Genomic DNA, 25,340 nt, shown 5'->3' with positions numbered 1-25,340 from the left:
TCCCGCACGCATAACGTCGTCTTCGTGCAGCCGAGCAGCCTCATCTTCCTGGTCATCATCGGGATCTGGGCTGCCTATTTCGTCCAGTACTGGGTCCGTCGCCGCGAGCACCTCGCCACGATCCAGTCCGTGGACGCCTTCTCCGAGACGATGCGGGTCCTCCAGCGTCGCGCTCCGCTGCCCTCGCTCGACTCCGGGAGCCAGGCTCCGCGCACGTATGCCGTGAGCCCCGCCCGCGCGATGCGCCCCCAGGTCACCGTCAAGCGCGCCGAGGCGTATGCCGTCCAGAGCCAGCGGGCGGAGACGCCGGCTGTCGCGCCCCCGGTTGCGGCCACGACATCAGGTGCGCCGACCACGTCGGCCATGCCGGCGCGCCGGAGCCTGCCCGTCCACGACGTCGAACCCGAGGTCGCCACGATGCGCCCGAGCCGCGCCACCCGGGGCATCGTCCTGCTCGTCGGCCTCCTCGGGACCCTCGTCTTCGGTGCCCTGGCAGCCTTCGGGGTCCTCGTCCTGTGGGCACCCTTCGTGCCGCTGGTCATGGCGGCGGCAGGCTTCGCGTGGCTGCGCGCCGGAGTCCGCTCCGAGATCCGGGCCCGGCACGAGGCCGGCTCCGCTGCACGCCAGCGGGTGCGTCCCACGTCCTCGCGCTCCGAGCTCGCACCTGCCTCGCCGACGCGCTCGTCCTCGCCGACGCGCTCGGCCTCGCCGGCGCGTGAGCACGAGGTCGCAGGTGAGGCAGCCAGCGACGAGTCCGGTGCCGCCACCGCGGTCGAGCAGCACGAGGTCGCCGAGACGACCCGGGTGGCCTCGGCCCCGTTCGACGTCGCCGCACCGACGAGCACTCCCGCGCCCGCCGAGGTCCAGCCCGCTGCCGAGCCGGTTGTCGAGCAGCCGGCCGCCGTGCTAGAGGTCGCCCTGCCCGAGGTCGACGAGGACGACATCCCGCTCACGTGGGACCCCCGTCCGGTGCCCCGCCCGACCTACACGATGAAGGCCAAGGCGCCCGATCGTCCCGCGCCGGCCACGCAGGTGGAGGCGGACGACGAGGGCGAGCGGACGGCATACGACGAGCTCCCGCAGCGGCGGATCAGCGGTCTCTGACCGCCACCCCCACGCACGAGAGCGCCGGTCCCGACTCGGGACCGGCGCTCTCGTGCGTGGGGGTGCCGGTGGCGGGGCTACTTCTCGGCTTCGGCCTCCTCGACCTCGTCCTCGAGCGAGTCCGGCACGTCGTGGTCGTCGAGCAGGTGGTGCCCGACGGCGTTGAGCACGGCGACGAGCGGGACCGCGATGAGGGCGCCGATGATGCCGGCGACGACGACTCCGGCAGCGATGCCGAGGATGACCGCGAGGGGGTGCACGCGCACCGCGCGACCCAGGAGGAAGGGCTGCAGCACGTGCGACTCGAGCTGCTGCACCGCGATGACCCCGCCGAGCATGATGAGCGCCTTGACCGGGCCCAACGCGACGAGGGCGAGGAGCACCGGGACCGCGCCCGAGATCAGGGCGCCGATGACAGGCACGAATGCGCCGAAGAAGACGAGCACCGCGACGCCGGAGGCGAAGGGCACACCGAGCACCGCGGCCACGATGCCGATGCCGAGCGCGTCGACGGCGGCGACGAGGATCGTGGCCCGGGTGAAGGCCGACAGCTGACCCCACGCGATGAGCCCGGACGTGTGCACGCGGTCGCGCGAGGTGCGCGGGAAGAGGCGGACGATCCACGCCCAGATCCGCTCACCGTCGTAGAGGAAGAAGAAGAGCGCGAACATCGCGATGAAGAAGCCGGCGACGAGGTGGGTCACGGTGAGCCCGGCCTGCGCGGCGGTCTCACCGATGTTGCCGTTGTCCGAGCTGAGCTCCTCACGCAGACGGTCGATGTAGCCGTCGACCTGCGTGTCGGTGATGCCGAACGTGTCGCGGAACCAGCTGCGCACCTCGTTGACGCCCTGCGCCACCTGGTCGCTGATGTCGCTGAACTGCGAGGTGAACTGCGAGCCGACGAAGCTGAGCATCCCGATGATGAAGGCGAGCGTGCCGACGACGGTGAGCCCGGCGGCTGCTCCGCGGGGGAGCGCCCGGGAGAGCACGTGCACGAGGGGGTGGAGCAGGGCGGCGAGCAGGAGCGCGACGACGAGCGGGACGGTGACCTCGGACAGGTAGGCGAACAGCCAGAACGCGCCGTAGAGGGCCGCGCCGACGACGATGAGCCGCCAGGCCCACTCGCTCGCGGTGCGCACCCCGATCGGGACCTGCCAGGCCGCGGGCTGGTGGGCCGGATCGGGGTCGACCGGCTCGGTCGTCGGGCTGGTCGCGGGTGGGGGAGCCCCGAGTCGGGGGAGGTCCGCGGGGTCGGCCTGACCGGCCCTGCTGGACGGCATACGAAGTCGCATGGGTGTGAGCGTATGCCGGGCCCGCACCGGTTTCGTCCGGGGCCGTCCCCGGTGTTATCGTGATCCCCGCTTTGGGGCTGTGGCGCAGTTGGTAGCGCGTCTCGTTCGCAATGAGAAGGCCAGGGGTTCGAATCCCCTCAGCTCCACCCGACGAAGACCCCGTCCGACCAGCACTTCGGTGCTGGTCGGACGGGGTTTCTCGTTCGGACCGAACCTGTTCGTCGACCCCCCGTGTACTCCGAGGCAAGGCAGTCATGTTCGCCAGCTGCCTCAGGTTCGATCGACGAGTCCGCGGGACGTGGCGGGTCGTTCAGTGGGTGCTTCCCACGACGCCAGCAGACGAAGGCGCTCGGCCGAGGGCGAGCCCGGTTCGGCGGTGTAGACCATCAGCACCAGGCCCGGCTCGGCGGTGATGGCCAGCTCCTCGTAGGCGAGGGTCAGCTCGCCGACGACGGGGTGGTGGAACCGCTTCGAGCCTGCACCGTGGGTGCGGACGTCGTGGTCTGCCCAGAGGCGCCGGAACGTCTCGCTCTGGGTGGACAGCTCCCCGACGAGATCCTGCAGTCCGCGGTCGTGCGGGTCGCGCCCCGCCTCGGTCCGCATGATTCCGACGCACATCTGGGCGAACAGCTCCCAGTCGGGGTAGAAGTCGCGCGAGGCGGGGTCGAGGAACTGGAACCTCGCCAGGTTCGGCATTCGGCCACCGGCGCCGATGACGGGCGAGTAGAACGCACGGCCCAAGCCGTTCGTGGCGAGCAGGTTCTGGCGGGGATCGCGGACGAACGCGACTCCATCGGTGATTGCCTCCAGGGTCCACCGCAGGCTCAACCGGTTCGCCGCCCTGCTGGCGGTTCGGCGCCGCGGTCGGCCCGAGGTCGGTATGCCGTCGGCCGCGCGAGCGAGGTCGAGCAGGTGCGCTCTCTCCGTCTCGTCGAGCTGCAGGGCCCGGGCCAGGGCGTCGAGCACTCCGGCAGACGCACCGGCGATCTGCCCGCGCTCCAAGCGCGCGTAGTACTCGACACCAGGCCGGCCAATGAGGAGACCTCGCTGCGGCGTAGTCCGGGCACACGGCGGCTGCCGGTGGCCGGCAGGCCCACTTGGTCCGGGGTGAGGCGAGCACGACGGGTGGTGAGGAACTCACTCACCTCTTGGCGCAGCTCTCGGCGGTTGTCCACGAGATCGAGCCTAGGCCGAGCCCGGTCCCGGCTCCTCTCCTGAGACATGCCCTCTCAGTACACCCATCGACAGTGACTTCCATGACGACGGGCGAGCGAGTTGACTCGATGTCGTGGCCCGTGTCGGTGGCACGGCAGCTCGAGAAGCCCACGAGGAACAGGAGCCCATGGCGATGCGTCAGGTGGTCAGGTACGGACGGCCGCATGCGGAGACTTCATGCGAACGATGACCTCGCCCTCCTCCTCTCACCCGGCGCTGATCGTGGCGCTGTCCGCGACATTGACCACGCTCGGTGCCGGGTGTGGTGGACCCAGACCCACCAACGACACCGACCTGCCCGCCACGACCGTCCGCAGCAGCCAGACGTCGTCACCGAGCCCCACCTCGAGCAAGAACACACCCCAGGAGGACAGGATGAAGGTCCAGATCACCATCGGAGGGCAACGCCTCACCGCGACCCTCTCGGACAGCGCGGCGGTCCGGGACCTCGTCGCGCAGCTTCCGGTGAGCATCGACATGGTCGACCACGGTCAGGTCGAGAAGACAGGCCGGCTGCCGTCACCGCTCTCCCTGGAAGGGCAACCTGACGGGGCGGACCCCGACGTGGGCGACGTCGGCTACTACGCACCCGGCAACGACCTCGTCCTCTACTACGGCGACCAGTCCTTCTTCCCCGGCATCGTCATCCTCGGCCAGCTCGACGGTGACGCGGCGCAGCGCCTCGCACGAGTCGACGGTCCAGTCACTGCGAAGGTCGAGGCACATGATGACTGACCTTGCCCCCACTCGGGAGCTCACGGAGTTCCTGGAGCACGTGAACGGTGGCGCACTGATCGTAGGCGGGTCGCGCCAGCACCTTTTCATGCAGCGCGCAGCCCAGGCCGCACTGCTGATCGTGGCCGAGCTCAACGGCGGATACCGCACCCCGGCAGAGATCCGGGCTCTGCTGACTCAGCTCACCGGCAAGGAGGTCGATGAGTCGGTCATGGTCTTTCCACCCTTCTACAGCGAGTTCGGGAAGAACCTGACCATCGGCAAGGGCGTCTTCATCAACATCGGCTGCCGCTTCCAGGACACCGGTGGAATCACCATCGGCGACGGGAGTCTCATCGGCCACGGCAGCACCCTGACCACGCTCAACCACAGCCCGGATCCTGAAAGGCGCGCCGACATGGTGCCCGCACCGATCGTCATCGGCCGCAAGGTCTGGGTCGGCGCGTCGGTGACCGTCGTCCCCGGCGTCACGATCGGCGACGGAGCGATCGTCGGCGCGGGCGCGGTCGTCACCAAGGACGTGCCAGCCCACACCATCGTGGCCGGCGTGCCTGCCAAGGTGGTTCGTGAGACTGGATTCGGCGCCCCGACACGCTGACAGGTGAGCCTCCGGCCAGGCGGAACGTCGAGTCACGCTGACCTTTCGCGTCCGGAAGCGTGAGGACGGGCACCAACCGGCGGTGTGCGCCGACGCCGATCGACTAGTGCATCCACGGAATGGGCTGGGCCGGGTGGGCCGGTCGACAGATGGCCCGGCTCTTGCGAACCACGAGTCACGGTGCCGTGACACGGTGGATGACATGACCACTGGACAGCCCCACCGCGGTCGACCGACCGAGGCCCAGCGCGCGATGACGCGGGTCATGGTCGTCGCCCTGTGGATGGGCTTCGGGTACGGCGTCCTCGGTGCGATCCTCACCGTCTATGCCGCAGACGTGTCCGGGCGGCAGTCGCTGCTGCGCGTCGGCGCCGTCCTCGTCATGCTGGCCGGGGCTTCGGCAGCCGGCCTGTTCCGGTTGCAGGCGATACCCACCAAGCGCTGAACCCTCCCCGTGAGGTTCGCCGCCAGGGGGGGCGGGGGAGGGATTGGCGCGGCAGCGCCTCCAGCGGTGACCGCGCAACCGACATGCGAGCTGCTTCGCCTTCACCTCGCTCAGTCTCCAGCCGCAGTGCGGCGAGGTCCATGGCACCCAAGGCACACCAACGGGCCACCCGGGCGGCCGGCTCCGATCGCCGGGGGCCTGAAGATGGCTCGACCGCACCGGATGGTGTGGTGGGATGCGGGCGTGGGTGTCGTCGACGGCCTGGACCGGTTCCAGCGCAAGCACCGCGTGGTGGGCTACCCCCTCGCGGTCGTCTACAAGTTCTTCGACGACCAGGCCGGCTACCTCGTCGGCCTCATCGCCTACTACGCATTCCTCTCGTTCTTCCCGCTGCTGCTCATCTTCACGACGGCTCTCAGCGTCGTCCTCTCGAACTACCCGGACCTCCAGCAGCGCGTCATCGACTCGGCGATGTCAGAGATCCCGGTCATCGGTGAGCAGCTCGGCCAGCCGCAGACCCTTCGTGGCAGCGGGACCGGGCTTCTCGTCAGCGGGATCGTCGCCCTCTATGGCGGCCTCGGTGTCGGGCAGGCCTTCCAGTACGCGATGAACACCGTCTGGGGCGTGCCCCGCAACGCACGACCCAACCCGTTCCACGCCCGGGGCCGCAGCTTCCTGCTCCTGCTGACGATCCTCGCCTTCGTCATCCTCACGACCGCGCTCACCATCGTGAGCGCCAGGGCGATCAGCACCTACCCCCTGACCACCCGGGTCGCTGTGACCGTCGCGACCTTCCTCGGCACGGCGTTCGCGTTCGCCCTCGGCATGCGCCGGGCCGTCGCCCTCGACCTCAAGCTGCGCCATGTGGCCGTCGGTGCGCTCGGTGCGGCCGTCACCTGGCAGGCACTCCAGTACTACGGCGTCGGCTTCGTCGAGCGTGCGGTGAGCTCGACCTCAGCGACCAACGGTGTCTTCGGCCTCGTCATCGGCCTCTTCGCGTTCTTCCACCTCGCGGCGTTCGGCGCGGTCTTCTTCGCCGAGGCCGACGTGGTGCGGGCCAACCGCCTGCACCCGCGGGCGCTGCTCACGCCGTTCACCGACAACGTCGACCTCACCGACGGGGACCGGCGGGCCTACGCCCAGCAGGCGCGCATCGGGAGGTTCAAGCAGTACCAGCAGATCGACGTCGACTTCGAACGACCCGTCGACCCGCCGGTCGGCGAGCCGCCCCGCGAGACCCCGACCACCCCGACGTGAGCTGCGGGCTGCCGTGGCACGCGCACGGACGCGGTCGTCACTCCGCGAGGCCGACGTCCTCGTGACCGCGAGCGAGGCCTCGATGAGCCATGTCGAAGGTGGACAGCACCTCCAGGAGGAAGTCCGACGCGGACCGCACGACCATCCCGGTGTCGTCGGTAGGGCGGTCATCGAGGACCTCGGCGAGGACGACGTGGTGGACGCCGACAAGATCGAGGAGGCTGACGCCTTCCTCGACGGCCCGTCGGCCGATCTCGTAGCCCGACGTCAGGGCGGCCTCGCTCCCTCGGGGAAGGTACCGCTGGAAGGCCACTCGGTAGTCCCGCGTCAGTCCCTCGAGGTCGCTCATCGACGGTCGCGAGCGTCGCGTACCTGCGCGAGGTAGGCCATGCCCTCCTCCAGGTCCAGGGCGGTCGCGACCTCGCCCATCCCCATGCCGAGGCGGACCATCGCGAAGGCGACGTCGGGCTGGATCCCGACGATCACCGTGACCGCCCCCCGCAGACGGGAGATGTCTGCGATCGACTGGAGAGTTCGTGAGGCAAAGCTGTCGATGACGTCGAGGGCCGCGACGTCGATGATGACGCCGCGGGCTCGGTACTCACCGATCTGGCGGACGAGGTCATTCTGGAACCGGACCATCTCGGAGTCGTCCAGGGCAGTGTGGACCGACGCGACGAGGGTGTCACCCTGCCGCAGGATGGAGACGAGAGCCGGTCCGGAGTTCACGATCCGTCCGTCACCTCCTTGCGAGTGACGGTGTAGCCGAGGAGCCGCTCTGCCTCTTCGAGACCACCCTGGAGGTCTCCGATCGTGTTCATCTTGCTGAGGTCCACGCCGATCGTGACCAGGGTCTGCGCGATGGTCGGGGAGAGGCCGGTGATGATGACACTGGCGCCCATGAGCCGCGACGCGTCGACGGTCTGCACCAGGTGGTTGGCCACCGCCTCGTCGACCTCAGGTGCGCCGGTGATGTCGATGACCACGACCTTGGCGCGGTGGGTGCGAATCCCGCCCAGCAGCTGCTCGGTGAGCTGTTTGGCACGGTCGCTGTCGAGGACGCCGATGATCGGGAGGATGAGCAGCCGCTCGCGGACCGGGAGGACCGGCGTCGACAGCTCCCGGATGGCGTCCTGCTGCTGACGGATCACGCGTTCGCGCTCGTCGACGAAGCTCACCGCAACCGTGTTGGCGATGCGGTTGGCGGCCGGCTCGTACGCGTCGAGGACGCGGTTGAGGAGGCCGACGTCGCCCTGGTACTTCTCGAAGAGTGACCGGGCCAGGACGTCACGCAGCAGGAGCACGATTCCCACGACCTCGTGGGTCTCCACCCCGCGAGGGATGATGCGCTCGGACAGGTCGCGGGCGTAGTGCTGCAGAGCCTCCACGCTGCCGGTCTCGAGGACCTCGACGTAGTTGTCGTAGACGGAGGTGGTCTCGGCCACCATCTCCTGCGGCGTCATCGCCTCCAGCAGATGGGCGTCGTGGATCCGGGAGGCCCAGTCGTCGCGTAGCGTCGCCCGGTGCTCGCGCAGGTGTGCCACGAGCTGGGGGAGCAGCATGTCGTCACCGGTCGGCGACTGGTCTGCGTGCGGAGGAAGGCCCTCGGTGTTGTCGGCGTCCATGCTCAGTCCTTCTTCTCGATCCACTTGGTCATCGTCACCGTCGTGCCCGTGCCGGGCTGGGATTCGATGCTGAACTCGTCCATCAGGCGTCGCGAGCCGGGCAGTCCCAGGCCCAGGCCGTTGTAGGTGCTGAACCCGTCCTCGAGCGCACGGTCGACGTCCCGTATGCCGGGCCCGCTGTCCCGGGCCACGACGCGTATGCCGGACCGTGGCCCGTCGAGCAGCTCGATGCTCACCTCGCCGCTCGAGGCGAACCGCACGATGTTGCGTGCCACCTCCGACACCGCGGTGGCCAGCATCGTGAGGTCGGTACCCACGAACCCAGCGCGCACCGCGAGCTCGCGCGCTGCCTGGCGCGCAGCCACGATGTCGGGATCGGCGCTGATCGCCACGTGGATCTCGTCCTGACGCAGCGGCCCCCTGCTCAGCAGCGGCTCGCTCAGCCGAGCGCAGACCTGGCAGTCGAGGAGGTGCCGGGGGGCGTCCAGCTCACGCTGCCGGCGACGGTCGGCGCTGCTCAGGGCGAGCAGCACGGGCCGGCACCGGTCTGTCGGAGGCTCGACGCCTTCGAGGGCCAGAACGTACTCGACGCGCAAGCGCGCCCGAGTTCGCTTGAGCTGGGCGGCCACGGCCCCCGCCGTGCTGCCGGTCTCGTCGGCCAAGGTCTGCGTGGGCTGGCCACTCACCTCGTGCGCCAGCAGGATCTGGCGTTCCCGGTCGCTCAGACGACCGAGGGCCTCGCTGATGGCGGACTGCTCCTCGGTCGCCACCACCCGGTGCTCCGCGTCCTCGGGCTCGCTGGGGTCGTGAAGGCGGTGCTGGTTGCGAGCGTCGCGGTCGTCCTGCCGCCACATGGTGGCGATGACATTGCGCACCGTCGTGATGGCATAGGGCTCGAGCATCCCCGGTTCGATGCGCTCCTCGGCGTCCAGAACCCGCACGAGCGTCTCCTGGACGATGTCCTCCGCCGCGGGATGCGCACCGATGCGAGCGCCCACGATGCGCCGGAGCATGGGGATGAGGTCAGCGACGCGCGCAGCCTCGTCGACCCGCTCCGGCTCGTCGTGAGCCTGCGCCTGAGTCACGCCTGTGACCTTACGCTGCGATGTCGGGACGGTGGGGTCAGCGCGCAGCCCGGTGTAGCGGTTGGAGACCGTTCGCGGAGCTGTCCGTCGCCGTGTCGTCAGGCGCACCGTCGTCCGCCGGGGCGGGGAGGGCATCCTCGGCGCTGCTGCCCGCCAGGGGTTCGACGTAGCCCGGCGGGGGCGGAGGGTCGCGAAGCAGGGGTGACTCCCCGGTCGGCTCGGTCTGCCCCTCGTGCTGCTGGGTCATTCTCGGTTCCTTCCTCCGTGGGGGGCGTGTGTCGCCCGAGCTCCCGGTCCAGACCTCGAGTCGCTGCAGGACGTGGAGCAGTCCGAGCACGAGGAACGGCGTGAGCAGCGCTGCGGCCTTCATCGAGGGCGCAGCGGGCTGGGCCCGGTCGCCACCGCGCGTCGCGCGCGGTCAAGACGCAGGGGTGACGTGTGGAACGGGACCGTGGGGGCGACCTCGAAGGCGTCGATGTCGACGGAGAGTCCCATGAGGTCGAGCTGCATCGACCGGATCACGGCGTGGAGGCCGTCGTCACCGCGGCGGAGGTCTGCGCGGACGGTGCGTCGTCGGCTGTCCGCGCCCACCACGGTGCCGTCAAAGTCACGCAGGGTCCCGGTGAACACCCCCGTGACGAAGGCCCCGCGAGGGGTGATGACGAGCCGATGCATGCGCAGCTCCCCAGCCATCGTCCCGGTCCGTCCGCGTGGCGAGCGGAACACGCCGCTGAATGCGGTGGCGTGCGGGTCCGGGACGGAGGTCTCTCCGTGACCGGGTCGGGGTCGGAAGGCGATCACCGTCATCGGGTGCCTCCAAGCGTTGCGCGGAACTGTCGATGGGGAGGTGCGCCAATGGCGCCCTGGGGTGATGGGCAGGGCGCCACTGGCTCAGGGTCGGTGGCTCAGAGAGCCAGGCCGAGACCGCTGAGGATCCGGTTGAGCAGCGCGGTGATGCCACCGAGAGCGTTGCCCGGGCCGTCGAACAGACCCGCGACGGCGCAGAGCAGGTTGCCGAGCAGGTTGCCCGGGCCGGGGACGGCGGTGATGTCGAGCGAGACCGGTGCCAGGTCGACGACCAGCCCGAGAACATCCAGGTTCAGCGGACCGAGGTCCAGCGTGAGGATCTTGCACCCCGCCGTGGCGGCGAGGTCCTGGATCGGCGCCGTGAACTCGGTGCCGCCCGTCGGCAGTCCCGTCCCCGTGATGGTGCCGGTGAGCTGCACGACCCCGTCGACCACCGAGGTGGTGAGGTTGCTCAAGGCGCCCGTGAACGCGGTGCCGTCCGGCAGCGTTCCGGTGACAGGCAGCGTGGTGGCGGCCGGCTGCGCGGCGGCGACGGCCTTGGCGGTGGAGACAGGTGCGGCGCTGGCCGAGGCGGCGCCCGGCACCATGCCCAGAGCACCCGCCAGTAGGACGGCGGTACCGGTACCGATGATCTTGGACTTCAGCATGACGTGCTCCTTCGTGGGGCCCGATGGGGCCTCGTGCGTTGGGGTTCCGTCGTGTCGGTCGCAGCATGCGGTTGCACTGCATCCCGTCACGGTGATGAAGACTCCGATGCCTCGGTCACATGACGCGAGACCGCTGGCTCGAGGATCGAGCCGGAGCTCGGATCGAGCACGAGCCCCACCGCACCCGAGCGCAAATGTGCGCGGTCCCCGCGTCATGGACCGTGGGTGAAGGCGTCAGGGGCCGTGGTCACCTGTCGGAACCACGGCCCGGGTCGCGGATCGGGTCAGCGGTGGCTGGCCGTCACTGCACCGGACGTCGTGCTCACCGCCCGCTCGCACAGCCCCAGGAACGCCCCCAGCGCGATGAGGTCGCCCGGGGTGCGGGGCGCGAAGTCCGTGAGCACGGTCGAACGGACGAGGTATGCCGCGTGCTGGGCTCGCGAGACCGCGACGTTGAGGCGGTGCCGGTCGAGGAGGAACCCGATGCCCCGGGGGACGTCCGCGTGGGCAGATGCGGCCATCGAGACGATCGCCACCGGGGCCTCGCGACCCTGGAACTTGTCGACGGTGCCGGCCGCGACGTCGTCGAACCCGGCGGCGTCGAGGGCAGCGCGCAGGGTGCCGACCTGGGCGTTGTAGGGCGTGATGACGAGGATGTCCTTCTGCCCGAGCGGGCGGGGAGCGTCCTCGGGGGAGACCTGCCACGAGCGCCCGAGGTGGTTACGGACGAGGTCGACGACGACCTCGGCCTCTTCGGGTGACCACTGGGCGCGGTCGCGGTGCTCGACCATCCGGACGTGCAGGCCGGGCTCGATGCCCTCCAGGGACCTCTTGGCCGTGCGGTCCTCGTGCGACACCAGCCGCCCCTCGTAGGCGAGGCGCGACACCGGCTCGGTGAGGGCGGGGTGCATGCGCCACGTCGTCTCGAGGAAGTAGCCGTGCGAGGCGGGGAGCACACGCTCGTCGTCGCGCTCGGCCCGGATCACCCAGCCCAGTGCCGAGGCGTCGACCGGCTCGGGGTGCGTGCCCTGCGAGACCTGGGGCAGCTGCTGCGGGTCGCCGAGGAGGAGGAGCCGGTCGGCGGCCTCGGCCACCGCCAGGGTCTTGGCGAGGGAGTACTGGCCCGCCTCGTCGATGACGAGGAGGTCGAGCTGGCCGGGCTGGACCCGCTTGGGGTTGGTGAGGTCCCAGGCCGTGCCGCCGATGACGTAGCCGCCCTCCTGCTCCGCGGCGAACCGGGCGAGGTCGTCGGCAGAGGCCAGGTCGGTCCACGGCGGGTCGACCCGTTCCTTGGTCATCTTGGCGACCTGGTCCGGGGCCACCCCCGCCGCGACGACGGCCGCGAGGACGTTCTCGATCGCTGCATGCGACTGTGCGCACACCCCGACGCGCCAGCCGTGGTCGCGCACGAGGTGGGCGATGACCTGTGAAGCGACGTAGGTCTTGCCCGTCCCGGGCGGCCCCTGCACCGAGAGAGCCGAGCGGTCGAGGTCGAGCAGCGCCGCTTGGATGGCGCGGACGTAGCGGTCGTCGCCCGCGCCGACCTCTGGCAGCGTGCCGCCCGAGCGCAGTCGTGGAGGGCGTCGCAGCAGGACGTCGACCCCGGCGCTCGCGGGCAGCTCGGGCAGGGACGCCTGCACCCGACGGGCCAGCCGCTCGAGAGCGGCGTCGATGTTGGTCGTGCGCACGATCCCGGCGGGCACCAGCGCAACCGGGACGCAGTCGTGCTCGTCGCCGTCCTTGGGCATGAGCTCCTCGAGGGTGAGGACCTGGTGGATGTGCCCGTTGGGCGCGACGACGTCGTCGGCCTCGAGGACTCGGACGGACGCCGACGACTTGGCGTTGAGGTGGCCGGGCAGGACCTCGACGCCGAGCGGAGGCGGGCACGCGTAGACAGCGGAGACCTCGGACCCCGGGCCGAGGAGCACGCCACCCATGGGCTCGCCCTTGACGACGACCGTGCGGCGAGGCCGTTGGCGGGGGGTGTCGCGGCGCCATTCCTCGACGACCTCGCTGTCCTCGATGACGAAGACGCCGGGGTCGGACATCCACTCGCCGACGGGGAGGCGCAGCCGGTCGAAGTGCTTCCACCAGAACGGCTTGTCCTCGCGGGCGTGGAAGAGCAGCGTCGCCGCGACCATCGCGACGGTCTGCTGCTCCGGCGTCCGGTCCTGCGGCTTGACCTCGTCGATGGTCGACCGGAGGACCCGCTCGAGATCGAGCAGGGCGAGCCGCGCGTCGTTGGGCACCTGCGCGTCGGCGTTGGGCAGCGACCCGTCACCCGCCAGTGGCGCGACGGTCGCACCGCTGGCGCTGCCAGCCGCGGCGGTCGACTCGGCCTGCCGTGCGAGGAGCCAGTTGCGCAGGAGCAGGGTCGAGACGCAGTCCTCCTCGTTGTAGTCGGCGATGTCCTGGATCTCGCGCCGGGCGGTCTCGACGTCGTCCATCTCGCGAGCCAGCGCGAACCGGTGGTAGGCCACGATCGAGTCGTCGCCCTTGGCGACCCCCGCGGTGCGCTGCCCCATGTAGAGGGGCTCGAGCTTCTTGATCGAGTAGGAGCGCTGAGAGACGCGGACGGCCGAGCGCACCACGGCATACAGGTCGACGAAGACCCCGTCGCGTAGGAACTGGTCGATGTCGTCCTCACACACCCCGTGGCGGGCGGCGAGGCGGAGCAGGGCGCTCTTCTCGTAGGGCGCGTAGTGGTAGACGTGCAGGTCCGGCCACTGCCGGCGCCGCTCGTGCAGGTAGGCGACGAAGTCGATGAGTGCCTGCTTCTCCTGCGCGCGGTCGTGCGCCCAGAAGGTGCGGAAGCGCGGCTTCTCGCCGGCGGCCACATCGACACCGTCGACCTCGACCATGCCGAAGAGGTACTCGAGGCCCCAGTCGTGGGAGCCGCGCTCGGACCACAGCGGGTCGCCCTCGAAGTCGAAGAAGATGTCGCCGTCGCTGAGGGCGGGCATCGCCAGCAGCGCCGCACCGGAGACGACCTCGGCGACGACCCGGCCCTCGGGGTCGGACTCCTGGACGAGCTGGAGGCGCGCCTGCTCGCGCAACCGAGCTAGCGTCGACTCACGCACGTCGGGCACGGGCTCGGTGCGCACCGCGAGCTCGTCGATCGTCGTGACGCCCGCCTCGAGCAGGCGACGACGCTGCGGCAGACGGACCCCCGCGACGAGCAGCACGTCGCGCGCCGCCTCGGCCTCGGCCTCGCACACCTCGCAGCGGCCGCACGCGAGCCAGCGCTGGTCGCCCCAGACAGCCGGCCCGGTCTCGGCCCGGTGCACGGCCAGCACGTCCTCGAGACGAGCCCGTCGTGCGGCGTAGACCGGGAGGATGTCGTCGAGCAGGTGGTCGGTCGTCAGCCCGCTGCCCAGCACGAGCCGGGCCACGGGAGAAGTCGGAATGTCAGCGGCACGCAGCTGGGCGGCATACGCAGCGATCTGGAGCAGCGCCGGGACGGACGCGTGACGCGCGAGCTTGGTGTCGCAGACGAGCCAGCCGTCGGCGGTGCGCTCGAGGAAGTCGGCGTGGCCGACGAGGCCGCCGTCGAAGAACGTCGCCTGGAACACGACGTCGGTGTCGTCGCCGCGCAGGGTCGCGATGGTCGTCTCGTGCGCCGCCGTGAGGGAGGCGAGGTCGTAGGCCGGTCGCGGGAACTGCCGCACCCGACCCGGGTACGCCGCGGAGAGGCGGAGCAGCTCCTGCCGCTCGTGGGCGTCGCCCAGCTCCTTGAGCCGCTCCAGCATGAGGTCGTCGGCCTCGTCGCTCCGAGCGAGGCGACCCAGCGCGACGTCGAGCTCGCGCACGAGCCCGAACTCGCACTGGGAGGCGAGGCGCAGGTCGCTCGGGCTGAGGACCAGGCGCGCGTCGTCGCGGAGGAGGAACATGGATCCCACGATAGGGACGCCCACCGACACGTCCGTGGAGCGACCCGGAACCGGGCTCAGATCCAGGATCGGAACCACATGAGCCGCAGCCAGTCCGCGTACGGCACGACCTGCCCCGAGTAGATGGGGTAGAACCACGCGAACAGCGCGATCGTCACGAGGAGGTAGGTCCCCACGACCAGCGCCCCGATCCGCCGTCGCTCCCTCGACGCCGCCCGCCCACCGAGGATCATCCCGAGGCAGAACGTCACGCCGAGCACCACCCACGGCACGAACGCGACCGTGTAGAACGCGTAGATCGTGCGCTCCTGGTAGAGGAACCACGGTCCGTACCCGGCGACCACCCCGGCCAGCACCGCTCCTGCCCGCCAGTCACGGCGCACGACCCAGAAGAACGCGCAGACGAGCAGCGCCACGATGCCCGCCCACCACACCGACACGGTGCCGATCGTGTGGACCGCCTGCGAGCACGACTCGACGGTGCACGCGCCCTCGCCGTCCTTGGTGCCGACGTAGAAGAACGACGTCGGCCGGGCCTGGATCATCCAGCCCCACGGGTTCGACGAGTACGAGTGCGGCGTTGTCAGCGTGGTGTTGAACTGCCACATGTCCTGGTGGTACTTCACCCAGTTGCGCAGCACCGCCGGCAGCCACTGGATCCCCTCGCCGGGGTGGAACGTGTCCCACTGCCGGTGGTAGCCCTTCGACGACGCGAACCATCCCGACCACGACACCACGTAGACGACGGCCGAGGTCACGACGAGCTGCACCGCGGCATACGGGCCGTCCTTGAGCACGCCCTCGCGCCACCACGAGGGCACGCCGACCGCACGTCGCGCGCCCATGTCCCAGAACACCGTCATGAGGCCGAACACGGCCAGGAAGAACAGCCCGGACCACTTCGTGGAGACGCAGAGCCCGAGCGAGAGCCCCGCGACCCAGCGCCAGGGCCGGACTCCCAGCCACGGCCCTCTCTTGAGGGGTATGCCGGGTGTGCGCCTCCCCACGACACGTGCCAGCTTGGCGCGGCTCTGGTCGCGGTCGACGACGAGCGCCGCGAAGCCGGCCAGCGCGAAGAACGACACGACCATGTCGAGGATGCCGGTGCGGGACAGCGCGAAGTGCGTGCCCTCGACGGCGAGGAGCAGCGCGGCGATGCAGCCGAGGACGGTCGAGCCGAACATCCGCCGGGCGACCCGTCCGACGATGAGGATCGACAGGGTGCCGAGGAGGGCGACGGCGAAGCGCCACCCGAAGGCGCTCCCCGGCCCGAACAGCCACTCCCCGGCGCCGATGAGCCACTTGCCGACGGGTGGGTGCACGACCATGTCGCCCTGGTCGGAGAACACGTCGACGTTGCCGGCGTTCCAGAGCTTGTCGGCGTCCTCGTTCTTGCCCTCGACGCGCAGCTCGACGCCGTGCTGGATGAGCGACCAGCCCTGCTTGACGTAGTAGGTCTCGTCAAAGACGAGCGAGTCGGGGCGACCGAGCTGCCAGAAGCGGAGGAACCCGCCGATCGCCGCGATGGCCAGCGGCCCCACCCAGCCCCAGAGCGTGTCGGTGGGTCTGGTCCCGAGCAGGCGGGCGCGCAGCTCGTCGGTCCGGGTCACCGGCACATCGTAGGCAGCCGCAACTGTGAGGACGCGTGGGAGGATCGCGCCATGACTGCGTTGGTGCCGGGTGAGGGAGTGCTCGTCCTCGCGGCGACGCCGATCGGGGACGCCCGCGACGCCGCGCCACGGCTGGGCGACGAGCTCGCGGGCGCCGACGTCATCGCGGCCGAGGACACCCGCCGCCTGCGCCGCCTCTGCCAGGCGCTCGACGTCAACCCGCGCGGTTCGGTCGTCAGCTACCACGAGCACAACGAGGCGGCCCGGACCGCTGACCTCGTTGAGCGACTTCGTGAGGGCGCTCGCGTCCTCGTCGTCACAGATGCCGGTATGCCGTCCGTCTCCGACCCGGGGTACCGCCTCGTGTCGGCGGCCGTCGGGATCGACGTGCGGGTGACGTGCGTGCCGGGCCCGTCGGCGGTGCTCATGGCGCTGGCGGTGTCCGGGCTGCCGGTCGACCGGTTCTGCTTCGAGGGGTTCCTGCCGCGCAAGGGCGGCGAGCGGGTGCGGGCGCTGCGGGCTCTCGCGCAGGAGCACCGGACGATGGTGTTCTTCGAGGCGCCGCACCGGATCGCGAAGTCGCTGGCCGACATGGAGGCGGTGTTCGGTGGGGAGCGCCGGGCGGCGGTGTGCCGCGAGCTGACCAAGACCTACGAGGAGGTGCGGCGGGGGTCGCTCGTGGAGCTCGTCGCGTGGGCCGACGACGGCGTCAAGGGCGAGATCACCGTCGTCGTCGCGGGGGCCGACGTGACCGTCGGTGACGTGGACAGCCAGCTCACGGGCATCCTCGACCGGGTCGCCGCGGGGGAGCGGCTCAAGGACGTGTGCGCCGACGTCGCCTCGGCGACGGGTCTGTCCAAGAAGGCGTTGTACGACGCGGCGCTGGCCGCCCAGCGCTGACCGGGACCCGCTGAGCGCCTCGAGCGCCTCGAGCGCCGCCGAGCGCCGCGTCGGGGTGGTGTGCGCGCGTCGAGATCGGGCGGCCGGCACCTTTCGGCCGCGATCGGGTGCAGTCTCCCCGATCTCGACGCCTGGTCGGCGTGCTCGACTGCGACGCCGACCGCCGCTCGGGGCACGCGGTCAGCGCGACGGGCAGGTGACGCAAGTCCTCGCCGTCGGGCGCGCCTCGAGGCGCGCGGCCGCGATCTCGCCACCACACCGCTCGCACGTCCCGTGGGTGCCGTCCTCGACCCGCGCCAGGGCTGCCTCGACCTCGGTGAGGTGCACCCGCGCCTGCTGGACGAGGGCGTCGAGCTGTGAGCGCTCGTAGGCGATCGTCGCGCCCTCCGGGTCGTGCTCGTCGTCGGCGTTGCTGTCGCGGGAGGCGTCGACGATCCGGTCGAAGTCGCCACTCAGCGCCGCGAGCCGCTCGAGCGTGGCCCGGCGGTCCGCCTCGAGGACGTCACGGATCAGCACCATCACCTCAGGCTGTCACGCAGCCCCGACATCCTCAGGGGGCCGGGTAGTCCACGACGTAGCTCGGGATGCCGGGGTGCGTGCTGTCGACCCGGTCGCCGGTGTCGTTGACGACGTGCTCGATCGCGCCCGCGTCGAGGTTGACGGTGAGGATGTGGTGCAGCCGCACACCGTCGCGCTCGGGCACCTCGAAGCCGCGCTCGGTGACGATCGACGGGTCGTTGCGGTTGTAGACGTAGACCCCGCCGCCGTAGAGGTGGTGCCTCGTGACGTCGTCCGCGACCTTGTAGCCCGTCCAGCCGCGGGTGCCGTCCGGCCGGTTCCAGTCGGCCTGCGAGGGCGGGTCGTAGGGCAGCTCGTTCTGGTAGAGCACGACCTCGCCGTCCTCACCGTTCCAGATGGTGTTGTGCTGCTGGTAGTGCTCGACGAAGAGGCCCGTGGCCCTGACCCGGTCGCCGTTGACGACGAGGCCCACCCGCCCGGTGTTGGTCAGCCACCGGTCGGTGTCGCCACTGACTCCTGCGGTGAAGCCCTCGACCCCGTGGTCGGCCCGCCACACCCAGGCGTGGTCGATGAGGACGTCGTCGGCGTCGACCTGGAGCGAGACGTCGGCCTTGCCGACGTGCGGCCCGCCGACGCGGAAGTACACGTCGTTGAGGGTCGTGCTGGGTATGCCGGCCCACGCAGAGCGTGGGACCCGCGCCCCCGTCCCGGAGGCAGCTGCCGGTCCGGAGTCGCCGACCTGCATGAGCACCGGCGACAGGGTGGTGCCGGCGTCGATGGTGACACCCGCGACGACGACGCCGTGGGCGCGCTTGTCGACGACGACCGGGACGGCGCCGCCGACCGCGGTGAGCGTCGCCTGCCCCATGCCCAGCACTACGGTGTCGTCACGACGGATGACGAGGCTCCGGTCGACGTCGTAGACGCCCGGGGTGAGCAGCAGGTGCTTGCCGCGCGAGAGCTGGCTGGCGAGCTGGGTCGCCGAGTCCGACGGGCTCGCGACGTGGAACGCCGAGAGCGGCAGGGTGCGCCCCGCCGCGGAGCCGCCGACCCAGTCGGTCCCCAGCGAGTTCGTGCGCGCGTCGGCGACCTGCACCTGCCACGCCCCGGCTCCGTCCACGAAGAGGAAAGGCTTCTCACGGCTCACCGGGGTGTTCTCCAGGGTCGTGTAGGGCGGGCTCGGGAAGCCGGCCTCCGAGGGTGCGCCGATGGTGCCGGCGAAGACCTGGTTCCACACACCGTTGGACCAGCCGCCGACCTCGGAGTTGCGGGTGATCCACTGCTGCTGCGACCCGTTGATGATGAAGGCGGCGCGGGAGTTGGCGAGGTAGCCGCCGCTGGCGAACTGCGGACCGTCGGTGCAGTAGTCCATGAGCGACAGGTTCCCGCCGCGCACGTCGACCCGGCGCAGCGACGAGGCCTGCGAGACGGCCCAGAAGTTCGCGGAGGCCCGGCACCCGTCCTGGCCCGCACCGTTGACCTGGATCGTGAGGTTGGACATCGACCGCCAGAAGTTGTTGAGGGCGACGCAGTAGGGCTGGGTGGGTGCGTCGGTCAGGCACCGGTTGTAGACCTCGACCTTGCCGTTGATCACGGTGTCGGAGGGTGAGGCGCCGAGCCCGGCGACCTCGGTCGAGTAGCCGACCTTGATCTGCAGTGGCTGGGTGTCGGTGCCGTAGGTGCCGGGGCGGAAGAGCAGGCTCCAGCGCGCGGTGCCCATCTCGGCGTCGACCTGCTGGGCGTGGATGGCGTCCGCACGTGCCTGGATCTCGGCGACCGGCATCGAGGGGTCGAAGACGACGACCCGTGGCCCGAGGTCGACCGCAGCCGCCGGTGGGGCCTTCGGTGCTGCCGGCGCCGCGACTGCCGTCGATGCCAAGGCTGTCGGCGATGCCGCCGGTGCCGACGCGGCCGCAGGCACTCCCAGCAGTGCCGCGCACAGGGCGCCGACGAGGGCGGCGCCGAGCGTGGCGCGGCGGCGCGTCGTGCGTCGGGGAGCGGGGGTCGGGACAGCGAGCATGGGGACGCCTTTCGCCGGAGAGGCAGCACTGCCTCGAAGCGACAGCATGTCAGCAGGGTTGTGACCTGCGCCATAGCACCGAGGTCCCGGCAGCTAGGTTGGACGTCATGCAGACACGCACCCTCGGCAACACCCAGGTCGGCGCGATCGGCCTCGGGCTCATGACCTTCGACCAGACCGGCTCCCAGCCGCGCCAGCAGCTGCTCGACACGGTGACCGCCGCGCTCGACGCCGGCGTGACGCTCTTCGACACGGCCGACGCCTACGGCAGCGGCGACGAGAAGGGCATCGACGCGCAGGGTGAGAACGAGCGGCTCATCGCCTCGATCCTCGACGAGCTCGGGGTGCGCGACCGCGTCCTGCTCGCCACCAAGGGCGGTCACGTCCGCACCGACGGCGGTGGCTGGGACCTCGACAGCTCCGCCGAGCACCTGCACCGCGCCGTCGACGCGAGCCTCGAGCGCCTGGGCGTCGAGCAGCTCGCACTCTGGCAGCACCACCGCCCGGACCCGAAGGTTCCCTACGACGAGGTCATCGGCACCCTCAAGGAGATCGCCGACACCGGCAAGGTCGCCATGGTCGGCCTCTCGAACGCGAACCCCGACCAGATCCGCGCCGCGCACCTCGTGCTCGGCGAGGCGCTCGCGAGCGTCCAGAACCAGTTCAGCCCGGCCTTCCGCAGCAGCCGTCCCGAGATCGACGTCTGCGAGGAGCTGGGCCTGGCGTTCCTCCCGTGGAGCCCGCTCGGTGGCCTGGGCGACGCCAAGGGGCTGGCCGACAAGTACCCCGCCTTCGCCGAGGTGGCGCAGGCTCATGGGGTCAGCGCTCAGCAGGTCGCGCTCGGCTGGGAGCTCGCCCAGTCGCCGGTCGTCATTCCCATCCCGGGAGCGAAGCGGCCCCAGTCGATCACCGACTCCGCAGCCGCTGCCGACCTCGAGCTCACCGACGAGGAGCTGTCCCGGCTCGACGGGTGAGCCCACCCGGGGACGCGAACCAGGAGCGGAAGGGGAGCGCGGGTCCCACGCTCTGCGTGGGCCGGCATACGCGTCGGTAACGTGCATATCTCACACGTGAGTTAGGTCGGCCTGAGCGAGAGACCGCTCGCAGGTCGGGGTACCTTTCGTCCATGCCCACGACGACGCTCTCCCCGCGCGGGACCACGGCGCGGAGCACGACGATCGCGCTCAAGCTGCTCATGGCAGTGACCGGCCTGGTCTTCGTCGGATATCTCCTGCTCCACATGTACGGCAACCTCAAGGCGCTGCAGGGAGAGGAGGCGTTCAACTCCTACGCAGAGCACCTGCGCACGTTCGGTGAGCCGATGCTCCCGTACGGCGGGCTGCTCTGGATCGTGCGCGTCGTCCTGCTCGTCTCGATCGTCGGCCACGCGTATGCCGCCTACACCCTCTGGAGCCGCGCCGGCTCCGCGCGCCGCACGAAGTACGCCGCGGTCAGGACCGCGGCCACGTCGGCGTGGATGCGCTGGGGCGGGACGTTCCTCCTCCTCTTCATCGTGTGGCACCTCATCCACTTCACGATCGTCAAGGTGTCGCCGAACGGCGACAAGCAGGGCGTCGACATCACCGCCAACCCCTACAAGCTCGTCGTGGCGAGCTTCGAGGTCTGGTGGATGGTGCTCATCTACGTCGCGGCGATGGTCGCCCTCTTCATGCACCTCATACACGGCGTCTACAGCGCGCAGCAGACCCTCGGTTGGACCGGGTCTCCGCAGGCGCACGCCCGGGCGAGGACGATCGGGATCGTCACCGCCGCGCTCATCGTCGTCGGGTTCCTCATCCCGCCGCTGTCCATCGCATTCGGCCTGATCGACTGAAGGTGTCGCTGACAAATGACTGACAAGACCACCGGTTCGAAGCAGGCCACCGGCTCCTACGCCACGCGCCCCTTCAACGGCATGTACGTCGAGGGCTCGCCGATCGCCGACCACAAGGCGCCCGACGGACCCATCGAGCAGAAGTGGACCCGCCGCAAGTTCGAGGCGGCCCTGGTCAACCCGGCGAACCGGCGCAAGATGTCGGTCATCATCGTCGGGACCGGGCTCGCGGGCGGCGCCGCCGCCGCGACCCTTGGTGAGGCCGGCTACCACGTGAAGTCGTTCTGCTTCCAGGACTCCCCGCGCCGCGCGCACTCGATCGCCGCGCAGGGTGGCATCAACGCCGCGAAGAACTACAAGGAGGACGGCGACTCCGTCCAGCGCCTCTTCTACGACACCGTCAAGGGCGGCGACTACCGCTCGCGCGAGACCAACGTCTACCGGCTCGCCGAGGTGAGCGCCAACATCATCGACCAGTGCGTCGCGCAGGGTGTCCCCTTCGCCCGCGAGTACGGCGGGCTGCTCGACAACCGCTCCTTCGGTGGCGTCCAGGTGTCGCGCACCTTCTACGCTCGTGGCCAGACGGGGCAGCAGCTGCTCATCGGCGCCTACCAGGCCCTCGAGCGCCAGGTCGCCGCCAAGACGGTCGAGCAGTACACCCGCCACGAGATGCTCGAGGTCATCGTCGACGGCGAGGGTGCCGAGCGTCGCGCCCGCGGCATCATCGTGCGCGACCTCGTCACCGGCGAGATCGAGACCCACCTCGCGGACGCCGTCGTGCTCGCCTCCGGCGGCTACGGCAACGTCTTCTTCCTCTCCACCAACGCGATGGGCTCCAACGTCACCGCGTCGTGGCGTGCGCACCGCAAGGGCGCCTACATGGCCAACCCCTGCTACACGCAGATCCACCCGACCTGCATCCCGGTCTCGGGTGAGCACCAGTCCAAGCTCACGCTCATGTCCGAGTCGCTGCGCAACGACGGCCGCATCTGGGTGCCCAAGAACCGCGAGGACTGCGACAAGGACCCGCGCGAGATCGCCGAGAAGGACCGCGACTACTACCTCGAGCGGATCTACCCCTCCTTCGGCAACCTCGTGCCCCGCGACATCGCCTCCCGCCAGGCCAAGAACGTCTGCGACGAGGGTCGCGGCGTCGGCCCGGTCGTCGGCGACTTCCGCCGTGGCGTCTACCTCGACTTCGCCGACGCGATCGAGCGCCTCGGCCGCGACGCGGTGGAGGCCAAGTACGGCAACCTCTTCGACATGTACGCCCGGATCACGGGCGAGGACCCGTATGCCGTCCCGATGCGGATCTACCCGGCCGTCCACTACGTCATGGGCGGGCTCTGGGTCGACTACGACCTCCAGTCCTCGATCAAGGGCCTGTTCGTCACGGGTGAGGCGAACTTCTCCGACCACGGCGCGAACCGACTCGGCGCCTCGGCCCTCATGCAGGGTCTGGCCGACGGCTACTTCGTCCTCCCCAACACGATCCGCGACTACCTCGCCAAGGTCCCCAAGTCGGACCTCGACGAGGGCAGCCCGGCAGTCGTCGAGGCCCGCCAGGCCGTCACCGAGCGGACCGAGCGGTTCCTCGCGATCAACGGTGAGCGCAGCGTCGACAGCTTCCACCGCGAGCTCGGCAACATCATGTGGGAGTACTGCGGCATGGAGCGGAGCGAGGAGGGCCTGCTCAAGGCCATCGACCTCATCCGTGGCCTGCGCGACGAGTTCTGGCGCAACGTCCGCGTGCTCGGCGCCGCGGACACGCTCAACCAGTCGCTCGAGAAGGCCGGCCGTGTCGCCGACTTCCTCGAGCTCGGTGAGCTCATGTGCATCGACGCCCTGCACCGCCGTGAGTCCTGCGGCGGCCACTTCCGGGCCGAGTCGCAGACCGAGGACGGCGAGGCGCTGCGTCAGGACGACGAGTTCGCCTACGTCGCCGCCTGGGAGTTCACCTCGCCCGACGGCGAGCAGGAGGGTGTGGGCGCCGGCATGGGCGCACCCGTCCTCCACAAGGAAGACCTCGTGTACGAGTTCATCGAGCTGAAGCAGCGGAGCTACAAGTGAGCCATATGAACCTGACCCTCAAGATCTGGCGTCAGGCCGGACCCGACGACGCCGGGCGGTTCGTCACCTACCGGGTGAGCGACATCAGCCCCGACATGTCGTTCCTCGAGATGCTCGACGTCCTCAACGAGGAGCTCAACGCCAAGGGCGAGGAGCCGATCGCGTTCGACAGCGACTGTCGCGAGGGCATCTGCGGCATGTGCGGTCTCATGATCTCCGGCCACGCGCACGGCCCCGAGCGCACGACCACGTGCCAGCTGCACATGCGCTCGTTCAAGTCCGGCCAGACCATCACGGTCGAGCCGTGGCGGGCCGAGTCCTTCCCCGTCGTGCGCGACCTCGTCGTCGACCGTGGCGCCTTCGACCGGATCATCCAGTCCGGCGGCTACATCTCGGCCAACACCGGCTCGGCCCCCGACGCGCACGCGGCGCCCGTCCCCAAGGACAACGCCGACCGCGCGTTCATGGCGGCCGAGTGCATCGGCTGCGGTGCCTGCGTCGCCGCCTGCCCCAACGCGAGCGGCATGCTCTTCCTCGGTGCCAAGATCACCCACCTCGGTGAGCTGCCCCAGGGCCAGCCCGAGCGCGACGCCCGCGTCGTGTCGATGGTCAACCAGCACGACCACGAGGGCTTCGGCGGCTGCACCAACATCGGCGCCTGCTCCCAGGCCTGCCCCAAGGGCATCCCGCAGGACGTCATCAGCCAGCTCAACAAGGACCTGCGCACGGCCCTCAGGCACGGCCACTGACCCACTCCGGACGCACCCGGCACACCGAGAAGCCTCGGTATGCCGGGTGCTCCCGTTGTCGGGCCCATCTCGCGTTCTCGGGCGCGCAGCTGCACCCGACACCGCGAGGTCACCCCGACAGTCAGGCGCTCCGGGTCAGAGCCATCCGATGCGGTCCTTGAGCAGGGCGTAGCCCACGAAGGCGACGACGTCGAGCACCGTGTGGGCGACGACGAGCGGGCCGACCCGCTTGGTCCGCGTGTAGAGCCACCCGAACAGCAGCCCCATGACCGCGTTGCCGACAAACCCGCCGAACCCCTGGTACAGGTGGTACGCGCCGCGAATCAGCGCTGACGACACCAGGATTCGCGACGTCGACCACCCGGCCTGCGACCAGCGGGTGAAGAGGTAGCCCACCATGACGACCTCCTCGAGCACGGCGTTCTGCGCCGCCGCGAGCACGAGCACCGGCACGGCCCACCAGACGTCGGTGAGGTTCGCCGCGGCGATGGTGGTGTTGAGGTCGAGGGCGCGGGCGACGGCATACAGGCCGAGTCCGGGGATGCCAACGAGGGCCGCGAGACCGAGCCCATGCACGAGGTCTCGCGCCGGCTGCGTCCAGTCCCAGCCGATCGCGAACCTCGCTCGCACGTCGCCGCGCGACAGCAGGTGCAGAGCCAGCACGACCGGCACCAGAGCAAGGGCGATGCCGACGAGCTGGTAGGTGAGGTCGAGCCACGGACGGTCCGGCGTGACCGACGAGTTCATCGCCGTGGTCTGCGACCCGAGCGGGCGCCCGGCGGTGAGCTTGCGGACGAGAGAGAGCGCGCTCCAGATCGCCGACGCCCCGAGGGAGACGCCGAGGACGAGCCACGTCTCGGCGAGCAGGTCACGACGGGTCAGGGCGCGCTGCTCGACCGGTGCCTCCATGCCGCGCAGCCTATGCAGCGAACGTGGAC

23 protein-coding genes, 1 tRNA gene and 1 pseudogene are annotated in these 25,340 nt (G+C 70.4%); 11 read left to right on the top strand and 14 right to left on the bottom strand.

The annotated features are described in order from the left end of the window. Nucleotides 1-24: 24 nt before the first annotated feature. A complete protein-coding gene (locus LL946_RS03540) occupies nt 25-1,104 on the top strand; it encodes a hypothetical protein (RefSeq protein WP_404384842.1) in 1,080 nt (359 codons plus the stop codon). Nucleotides 1,105-1,181: 77 nt separating this feature from the next. Here LL946_RS03540 and LL946_RS03535 read toward each other — a convergent pair whose 3' ends face one another. Further along, on the bottom strand, nt 1,182-2,396 hold the full coding sequence (locus LL946_RS03535) for an AI-2E family transporter (protein ID WP_404384840.1): 1,215 nt from the start codon (nt 2,394-2,396) through the stop codon (nt 1,182-1,184). 73 nt (nt 2,397-2,469) lie between these two features. Between LL946_RS03535 and LL946_RS03530 the strand changes: the two genes are divergently transcribed. Further along, nucleotides 2,470-2,542: transfer RNA gene (locus LL946_RS03530), tRNA-Ala, on the top strand. 124 nt (nt 2,543-2,666) lie between these two features. Here LL946_RS03530 and LL946_RS03525 read toward each other — a convergent pair. Together LL946_RS03525 and LL946_RS03520 are read right to left on the bottom strand one after the other, a co-directional pair. Then, a pseudogene (locus LL946_RS03525) lies at nt 2,667-3,571 on the bottom strand (helix-turn-helix transcriptional regulator). Nucleotides 3,572-3,817: 246 nt separating this feature from the next. Beyond that, the gene (locus tag LL946_RS03520) at nt 3,818-4,006 is read right to left on the bottom strand and encodes a hypothetical protein (protein ID WP_404384838.1); all 189 of its coding nucleotides are present in this window, start codon (nt 4,004-4,006) and stop codon (nt 3,818-3,820) included. On the opposite strand from LL946_RS03520, the gene LL946_RS03515 reads away from it, so the two are divergent. From LL946_RS03515 to LL946_RS03500, 4 genes are all read left to right on the top strand, one after another. After that, nucleotides 3,987-4,346 (top strand): cyclophilin-like fold protein, encoded by a 360-nt coding sequence (locus LL946_RS03515; RefSeq protein ID WP_404384837.1) that lies wholly within the window; start codon nt 3,987-3,989, stop codon nt 4,344-4,346. The two genes, LL946_RS03520 and LL946_RS03515, sit on opposite strands and share 20 nt — an antisense overlap. Continuing rightward, nucleotides 4,339-4,944 carry a DapH/DapD/GlmU-related protein gene (locus tag LL946_RS03510; RefSeq protein WP_404386781.1) on the top strand — a complete coding sequence of 202 codons (606 nt, stop codon included), beginning with the start codon at nt 4,339-4,341 and terminating at the stop codon, nt 4,942-4,944. Before LL946_RS03515 ends, LL946_RS03510 begins: the two co-directional genes overlap by 8 nt. Before the next feature lie 202 nt (nt 4,945-5,146). Then, nucleotides 5,147-5,389: a hypothetical protein gene (locus tag LL946_RS03505; protein WP_404384835.1), complete on the top strand. Its 243-nt coding sequence runs from the start codon at nt 5,147-5,149 to the stop codon at nt 5,387-5,389. A gap of 243 nt (nt 5,390-5,632) precedes the next feature. Further along, nucleotides 5,633-6,646 (top strand): YihY/virulence factor BrkB family protein, encoded by a 1,014-nt coding sequence (locus LL946_RS03500; RefSeq protein WP_404384833.1) that lies wholly within the window; start codon nt 5,633-5,635, stop codon nt 6,644-6,646. Nucleotides 6,647-6,683: 37 nt separating this feature from the next. Here LL946_RS03500 and LL946_RS03495 read toward each other — a convergent pair whose 3' ends face one another. From LL946_RS03495 to LL946_RS03460, 8 genes are all read right to left on the bottom strand, one after another. Further along, nucleotides 6,684-6,995, bottom strand: a complete 312-nt coding sequence (locus LL946_RS03495) for a phosphatase RsbU N-terminal domain-containing protein (RefSeq protein WP_404384831.1) — start codon at nt 6,993-6,995, stop codon at nt 6,684-6,686. Then, nucleotides 6,992-7,375, bottom strand: coding sequence for an STAS domain-containing protein (locus tag LL946_RS03490; protein ID WP_404384829.1), 384 nt, complete (start codon nt 7,373-7,375; stop codon nt 6,992-6,994). The genes LL946_RS03495 and LL946_RS03490 overlap by 4 nt, the downstream gene beginning before the upstream one ends. After that, complete coding sequence (locus LL946_RS03485; RefSeq protein ID WP_404384827.1) at nt 7,372-8,271, bottom strand: STAS domain-containing protein; 900 nt, start codon at nt 8,269-8,271, stop codon at nt 7,372-7,374. Before LL946_RS03485 ends, LL946_RS03490 begins: the two co-directional genes overlap by 4 nt. 2 nt (nt 8,272-8,273) lie before the next feature. After that, nucleotides 8,274-9,356, bottom strand: coding sequence for a sigma-70 family RNA polymerase sigma factor (locus tag LL946_RS03480; RefSeq protein WP_404384825.1), 1,083 nt, complete (start codon nt 9,354-9,356; stop codon nt 8,274-8,276). A 366-nt stretch (nt 9,357-9,722) separates the two neighbouring features. Continuing rightward, complete coding sequence (locus LL946_RS03475) at nt 9,723-10,163, bottom strand: hypothetical protein (RefSeq protein WP_404384823.1); 441 nt, start codon at nt 10,161-10,163, stop codon at nt 9,723-9,725. Between the two features lie 98 nt (nt 10,164-10,261). Beyond that, entirely contained in the window at nt 10,262-10,810 is a 549-nt protein-coding gene (locus tag LL946_RS03470) for an ABC transporter substrate-binding protein (RefSeq protein ID WP_404384821.1), read from the bottom strand. A 284-nt stretch (nt 10,811-11,094) separates the two neighbouring features. Beyond that, complete coding sequence (locus tag LL946_RS03465) at nt 11,095-14,700, bottom strand: TM0106 family RecB-like putative nuclease (RefSeq protein WP_404384819.1); 3,606 nt, start codon at nt 14,698-14,700, stop codon at nt 11,095-11,097. Nucleotides 14,701-14,756: 56 nt separating this feature from the next. Beyond that, on the bottom strand, nt 14,757-16,310 hold the full coding sequence (locus LL946_RS03460) for a dolichyl-phosphate-mannose--protein mannosyltransferase (protein ID WP_404384817.1): 1,554 nt from the start codon (nt 16,308-16,310) through the stop codon (nt 14,757-14,759). Nucleotides 16,311-16,361: 51 nt separating this feature from the next. Between LL946_RS03460 and rsmI the strand changes: the two genes are divergently transcribed. Next, on the top strand, nt 16,362-17,210 hold the full coding sequence (gene rsmI / locus LL946_RS03455) for a 16S rRNA (cytidine(1402)-2'-O)-methyltransferase (protein WP_404384815.1): 849 nt from the start codon (nt 16,362-16,364) through the stop codon (nt 17,208-17,210). A 180-nt stretch (nt 17,211-17,390) separates the two neighbouring features. Here rsmI and LL946_RS03450 read toward each other — a convergent pair whose 3' ends face one another. Together LL946_RS03450 and LL946_RS03445 are read right to left on the bottom strand one after the other, a co-directional pair. After that, nucleotides 17,391-17,729 carry a TraR/DksA family transcriptional regulator gene (locus LL946_RS03450; protein ID WP_404384813.1) on the bottom strand — a complete coding sequence of 113 codons (339 nt, stop codon included), beginning with the start codon at nt 17,727-17,729 and terminating at the stop codon, nt 17,391-17,393. 31 nt (nt 17,730-17,760) lie between these two features. Continuing rightward, on the bottom strand, nt 17,761-19,749 hold the full coding sequence (locus LL946_RS03445; protein WP_404384811.1) for an adenylyl cyclase: 1,989 nt from the start codon (nt 19,747-19,749) through the stop codon (nt 17,761-17,763). A 107-nt stretch (nt 19,750-19,856) separates the two neighbouring features. Between LL946_RS03445 and LL946_RS03440 the strand changes: the two genes are divergently transcribed. The 4 genes from LL946_RS03440 (at nt 19,857) to LL946_RS03425 (ending at nt 24,402) form a co-directional block, all read left to right on the top strand. After that, nucleotides 19,857-20,723 carry an aldo/keto reductase gene (locus tag LL946_RS03440; protein WP_404384809.1) on the top strand — a complete coding sequence of 289 codons (867 nt, stop codon included), beginning with the start codon at nt 19,857-19,859 and terminating at the stop codon, nt 20,721-20,723. A gap of 152 nt (nt 20,724-20,875) precedes the next feature. After that, nucleotides 20,876-21,583 carry a succinate dehydrogenase cytochrome b subunit gene (locus LL946_RS03435; protein ID WP_404384807.1) on the top strand — a complete coding sequence of 236 codons (708 nt, stop codon included), beginning with the start codon at nt 20,876-20,878 and terminating at the stop codon, nt 21,581-21,583. 15 nt (nt 21,584-21,598) lie between these two features. Further along, entirely contained in the window at nt 21,599-23,653 is a 2,055-nt protein-coding gene (locus LL946_RS03430) for a fumarate reductase/succinate dehydrogenase flavoprotein subunit (RefSeq protein WP_404384805.1), read from the top strand. Between the two features lie 5 nt (nt 23,654-23,658). After that, a complete protein-coding gene (locus LL946_RS03425; protein ID WP_404386779.1) occupies nt 23,659-24,402 on the top strand; it encodes a succinate dehydrogenase/fumarate reductase iron-sulfur subunit in 744 nt (247 codons plus the stop codon). 135 nt (nt 24,403-24,537) lie between these two features. On the opposite strand, the gene LL946_RS03420 is transcribed toward LL946_RS03425, so the two are convergent. Beyond that, complete coding sequence (locus LL946_RS03420; RefSeq protein WP_404384803.1) at nt 24,538-25,311, bottom strand: CPBP family intramembrane glutamic endopeptidase; 774 nt, start codon at nt 25,309-25,311, stop codon at nt 24,538-24,540. Nucleotides 25,312-25,340 lie beyond the last annotated feature (29 nt).

It is taken from the genome of Knoellia locipacati (genome assembly GCF_044791685.1).
Taxonomy (GTDB): Bacteria; Actinomycetota; Actinomycetes; order Actinomycetales; family Dermatophilaceae; genus Knoellia; species Knoellia locipacati_A.
The sequence above is the reverse complement of the archived record's forward strand: the minus strand, read 5'-3'. Positions and strand labels throughout refer to the sequence as shown.

Bases quoted from the DNA above. Each gene is read 5' to 3' on its own strand.
- LL946_RS03535 (WP_404384840.1), bottom strand. From the start codon at position 2,396: ATGCGACTTCGTATGCCGTCCAGCAGGGCCGGTCAGGCCGACCCCGCG.
- LL946_RS03515 (WP_404384837.1), top strand. From the start codon at position 3,987: ATGAAGGTCCAGATCACCATCGGAGGGCAACGCCTCACCGCGACCCTC.
- LL946_RS03520 (WP_404384838.1), bottom strand. From the start codon at position 4,006: ATGGTGATCTGGACCTTCATCCTGTCCTCCTGGGGTGTGTTCTTGCTC.
- LL946_RS03510 (WP_404386781.1), top strand. From the start codon at position 4,339: ATGACTGACCTTGCCCCCACTCGGGAGCTCACGGAGTTCCTGGAGCAC.
- LL946_RS03505 (WP_404384835.1), top strand. From the start codon at position 5,147: ATGACCACTGGACAGCCCCACCGCGGTCGACCGACCGAGGCCCAGCGC.
- LL946_RS03495 (WP_404384831.1), bottom strand. From the start codon at position 6,995: ATGAGCGACCTCGAGGGACTGACGCGGGACTACCGAGTGGCCTTCCAG.
- LL946_RS03485 (WP_404384827.1), bottom strand. From the start codon at position 8,271: ATGGACGCCGACAACACCGAGGGCCTTCCTCCGCACGCAGACCAGTCG.
- LL946_RS03475 (WP_404384823.1), bottom strand. From the start codon at position 10,163: ATGACGGTGATCGCCTTCCGACCCCGACCCGGTCACGGAGAGACCTCC.
- LL946_RS03470 (WP_404384821.1), bottom strand. From the start codon at position 10,810: ATGCTGAAGTCCAAGATCATCGGTACCGGTACCGCCGTCCTACTGGCG.
- LL946_RS03465 (WP_404384819.1), bottom strand. From the start codon at position 14,700: ATGTTCCTCCTCCGCGACGACGCGCGCCTGGTCCTCAGCCCGAGCGAC.
- rsmI (WP_404384815.1), top strand. From the start codon at position 16,362: ATGACTGCGTTGGTGCCGGGTGAGGGAGTGCTCGTCCTCGCGGCGACG.
- LL946_RS03450 (WP_404384813.1), bottom strand. From the start codon at position 17,729: ATGGTGCTGATCCGTGACGTCCTCGAGGCGGACCGCCGGGCCACGCTC.
- LL946_RS03445 (WP_404384811.1), bottom strand. From the start codon at position 19,749: ATGCTCGCTGTCCCGACCCCCGCTCCCCGACGCACGACGCGCCGCCGC.
- LL946_RS03440 (WP_404384809.1), top strand. From the start codon at position 19,857: ATGCAGACACGCACCCTCGGCAACACCCAGGTCGGCGCGATCGGCCTC.
- LL946_RS03435 (WP_404384807.1), top strand. From the start codon at position 20,876: ATGCCCACGACGACGCTCTCCCCGCGCGGGACCACGGCGCGGAGCACG.
- LL946_RS03430 (WP_404384805.1), top strand. From the start codon at position 21,599: ATGACTGACAAGACCACCGGTTCGAAGCAGGCCACCGGCTCCTACGCC.
- LL946_RS03425 (WP_404386779.1), top strand. From the start codon at position 23,659: ATGAACCTGACCCTCAAGATCTGGCGTCAGGCCGGACCCGACGACGCC.
- LL946_RS03420 (WP_404384803.1), bottom strand. From the start codon at position 25,311: ATGGAGGCACCGGTCGAGCAGCGCGCCCTGACCCGTCGTGACCTGCTC.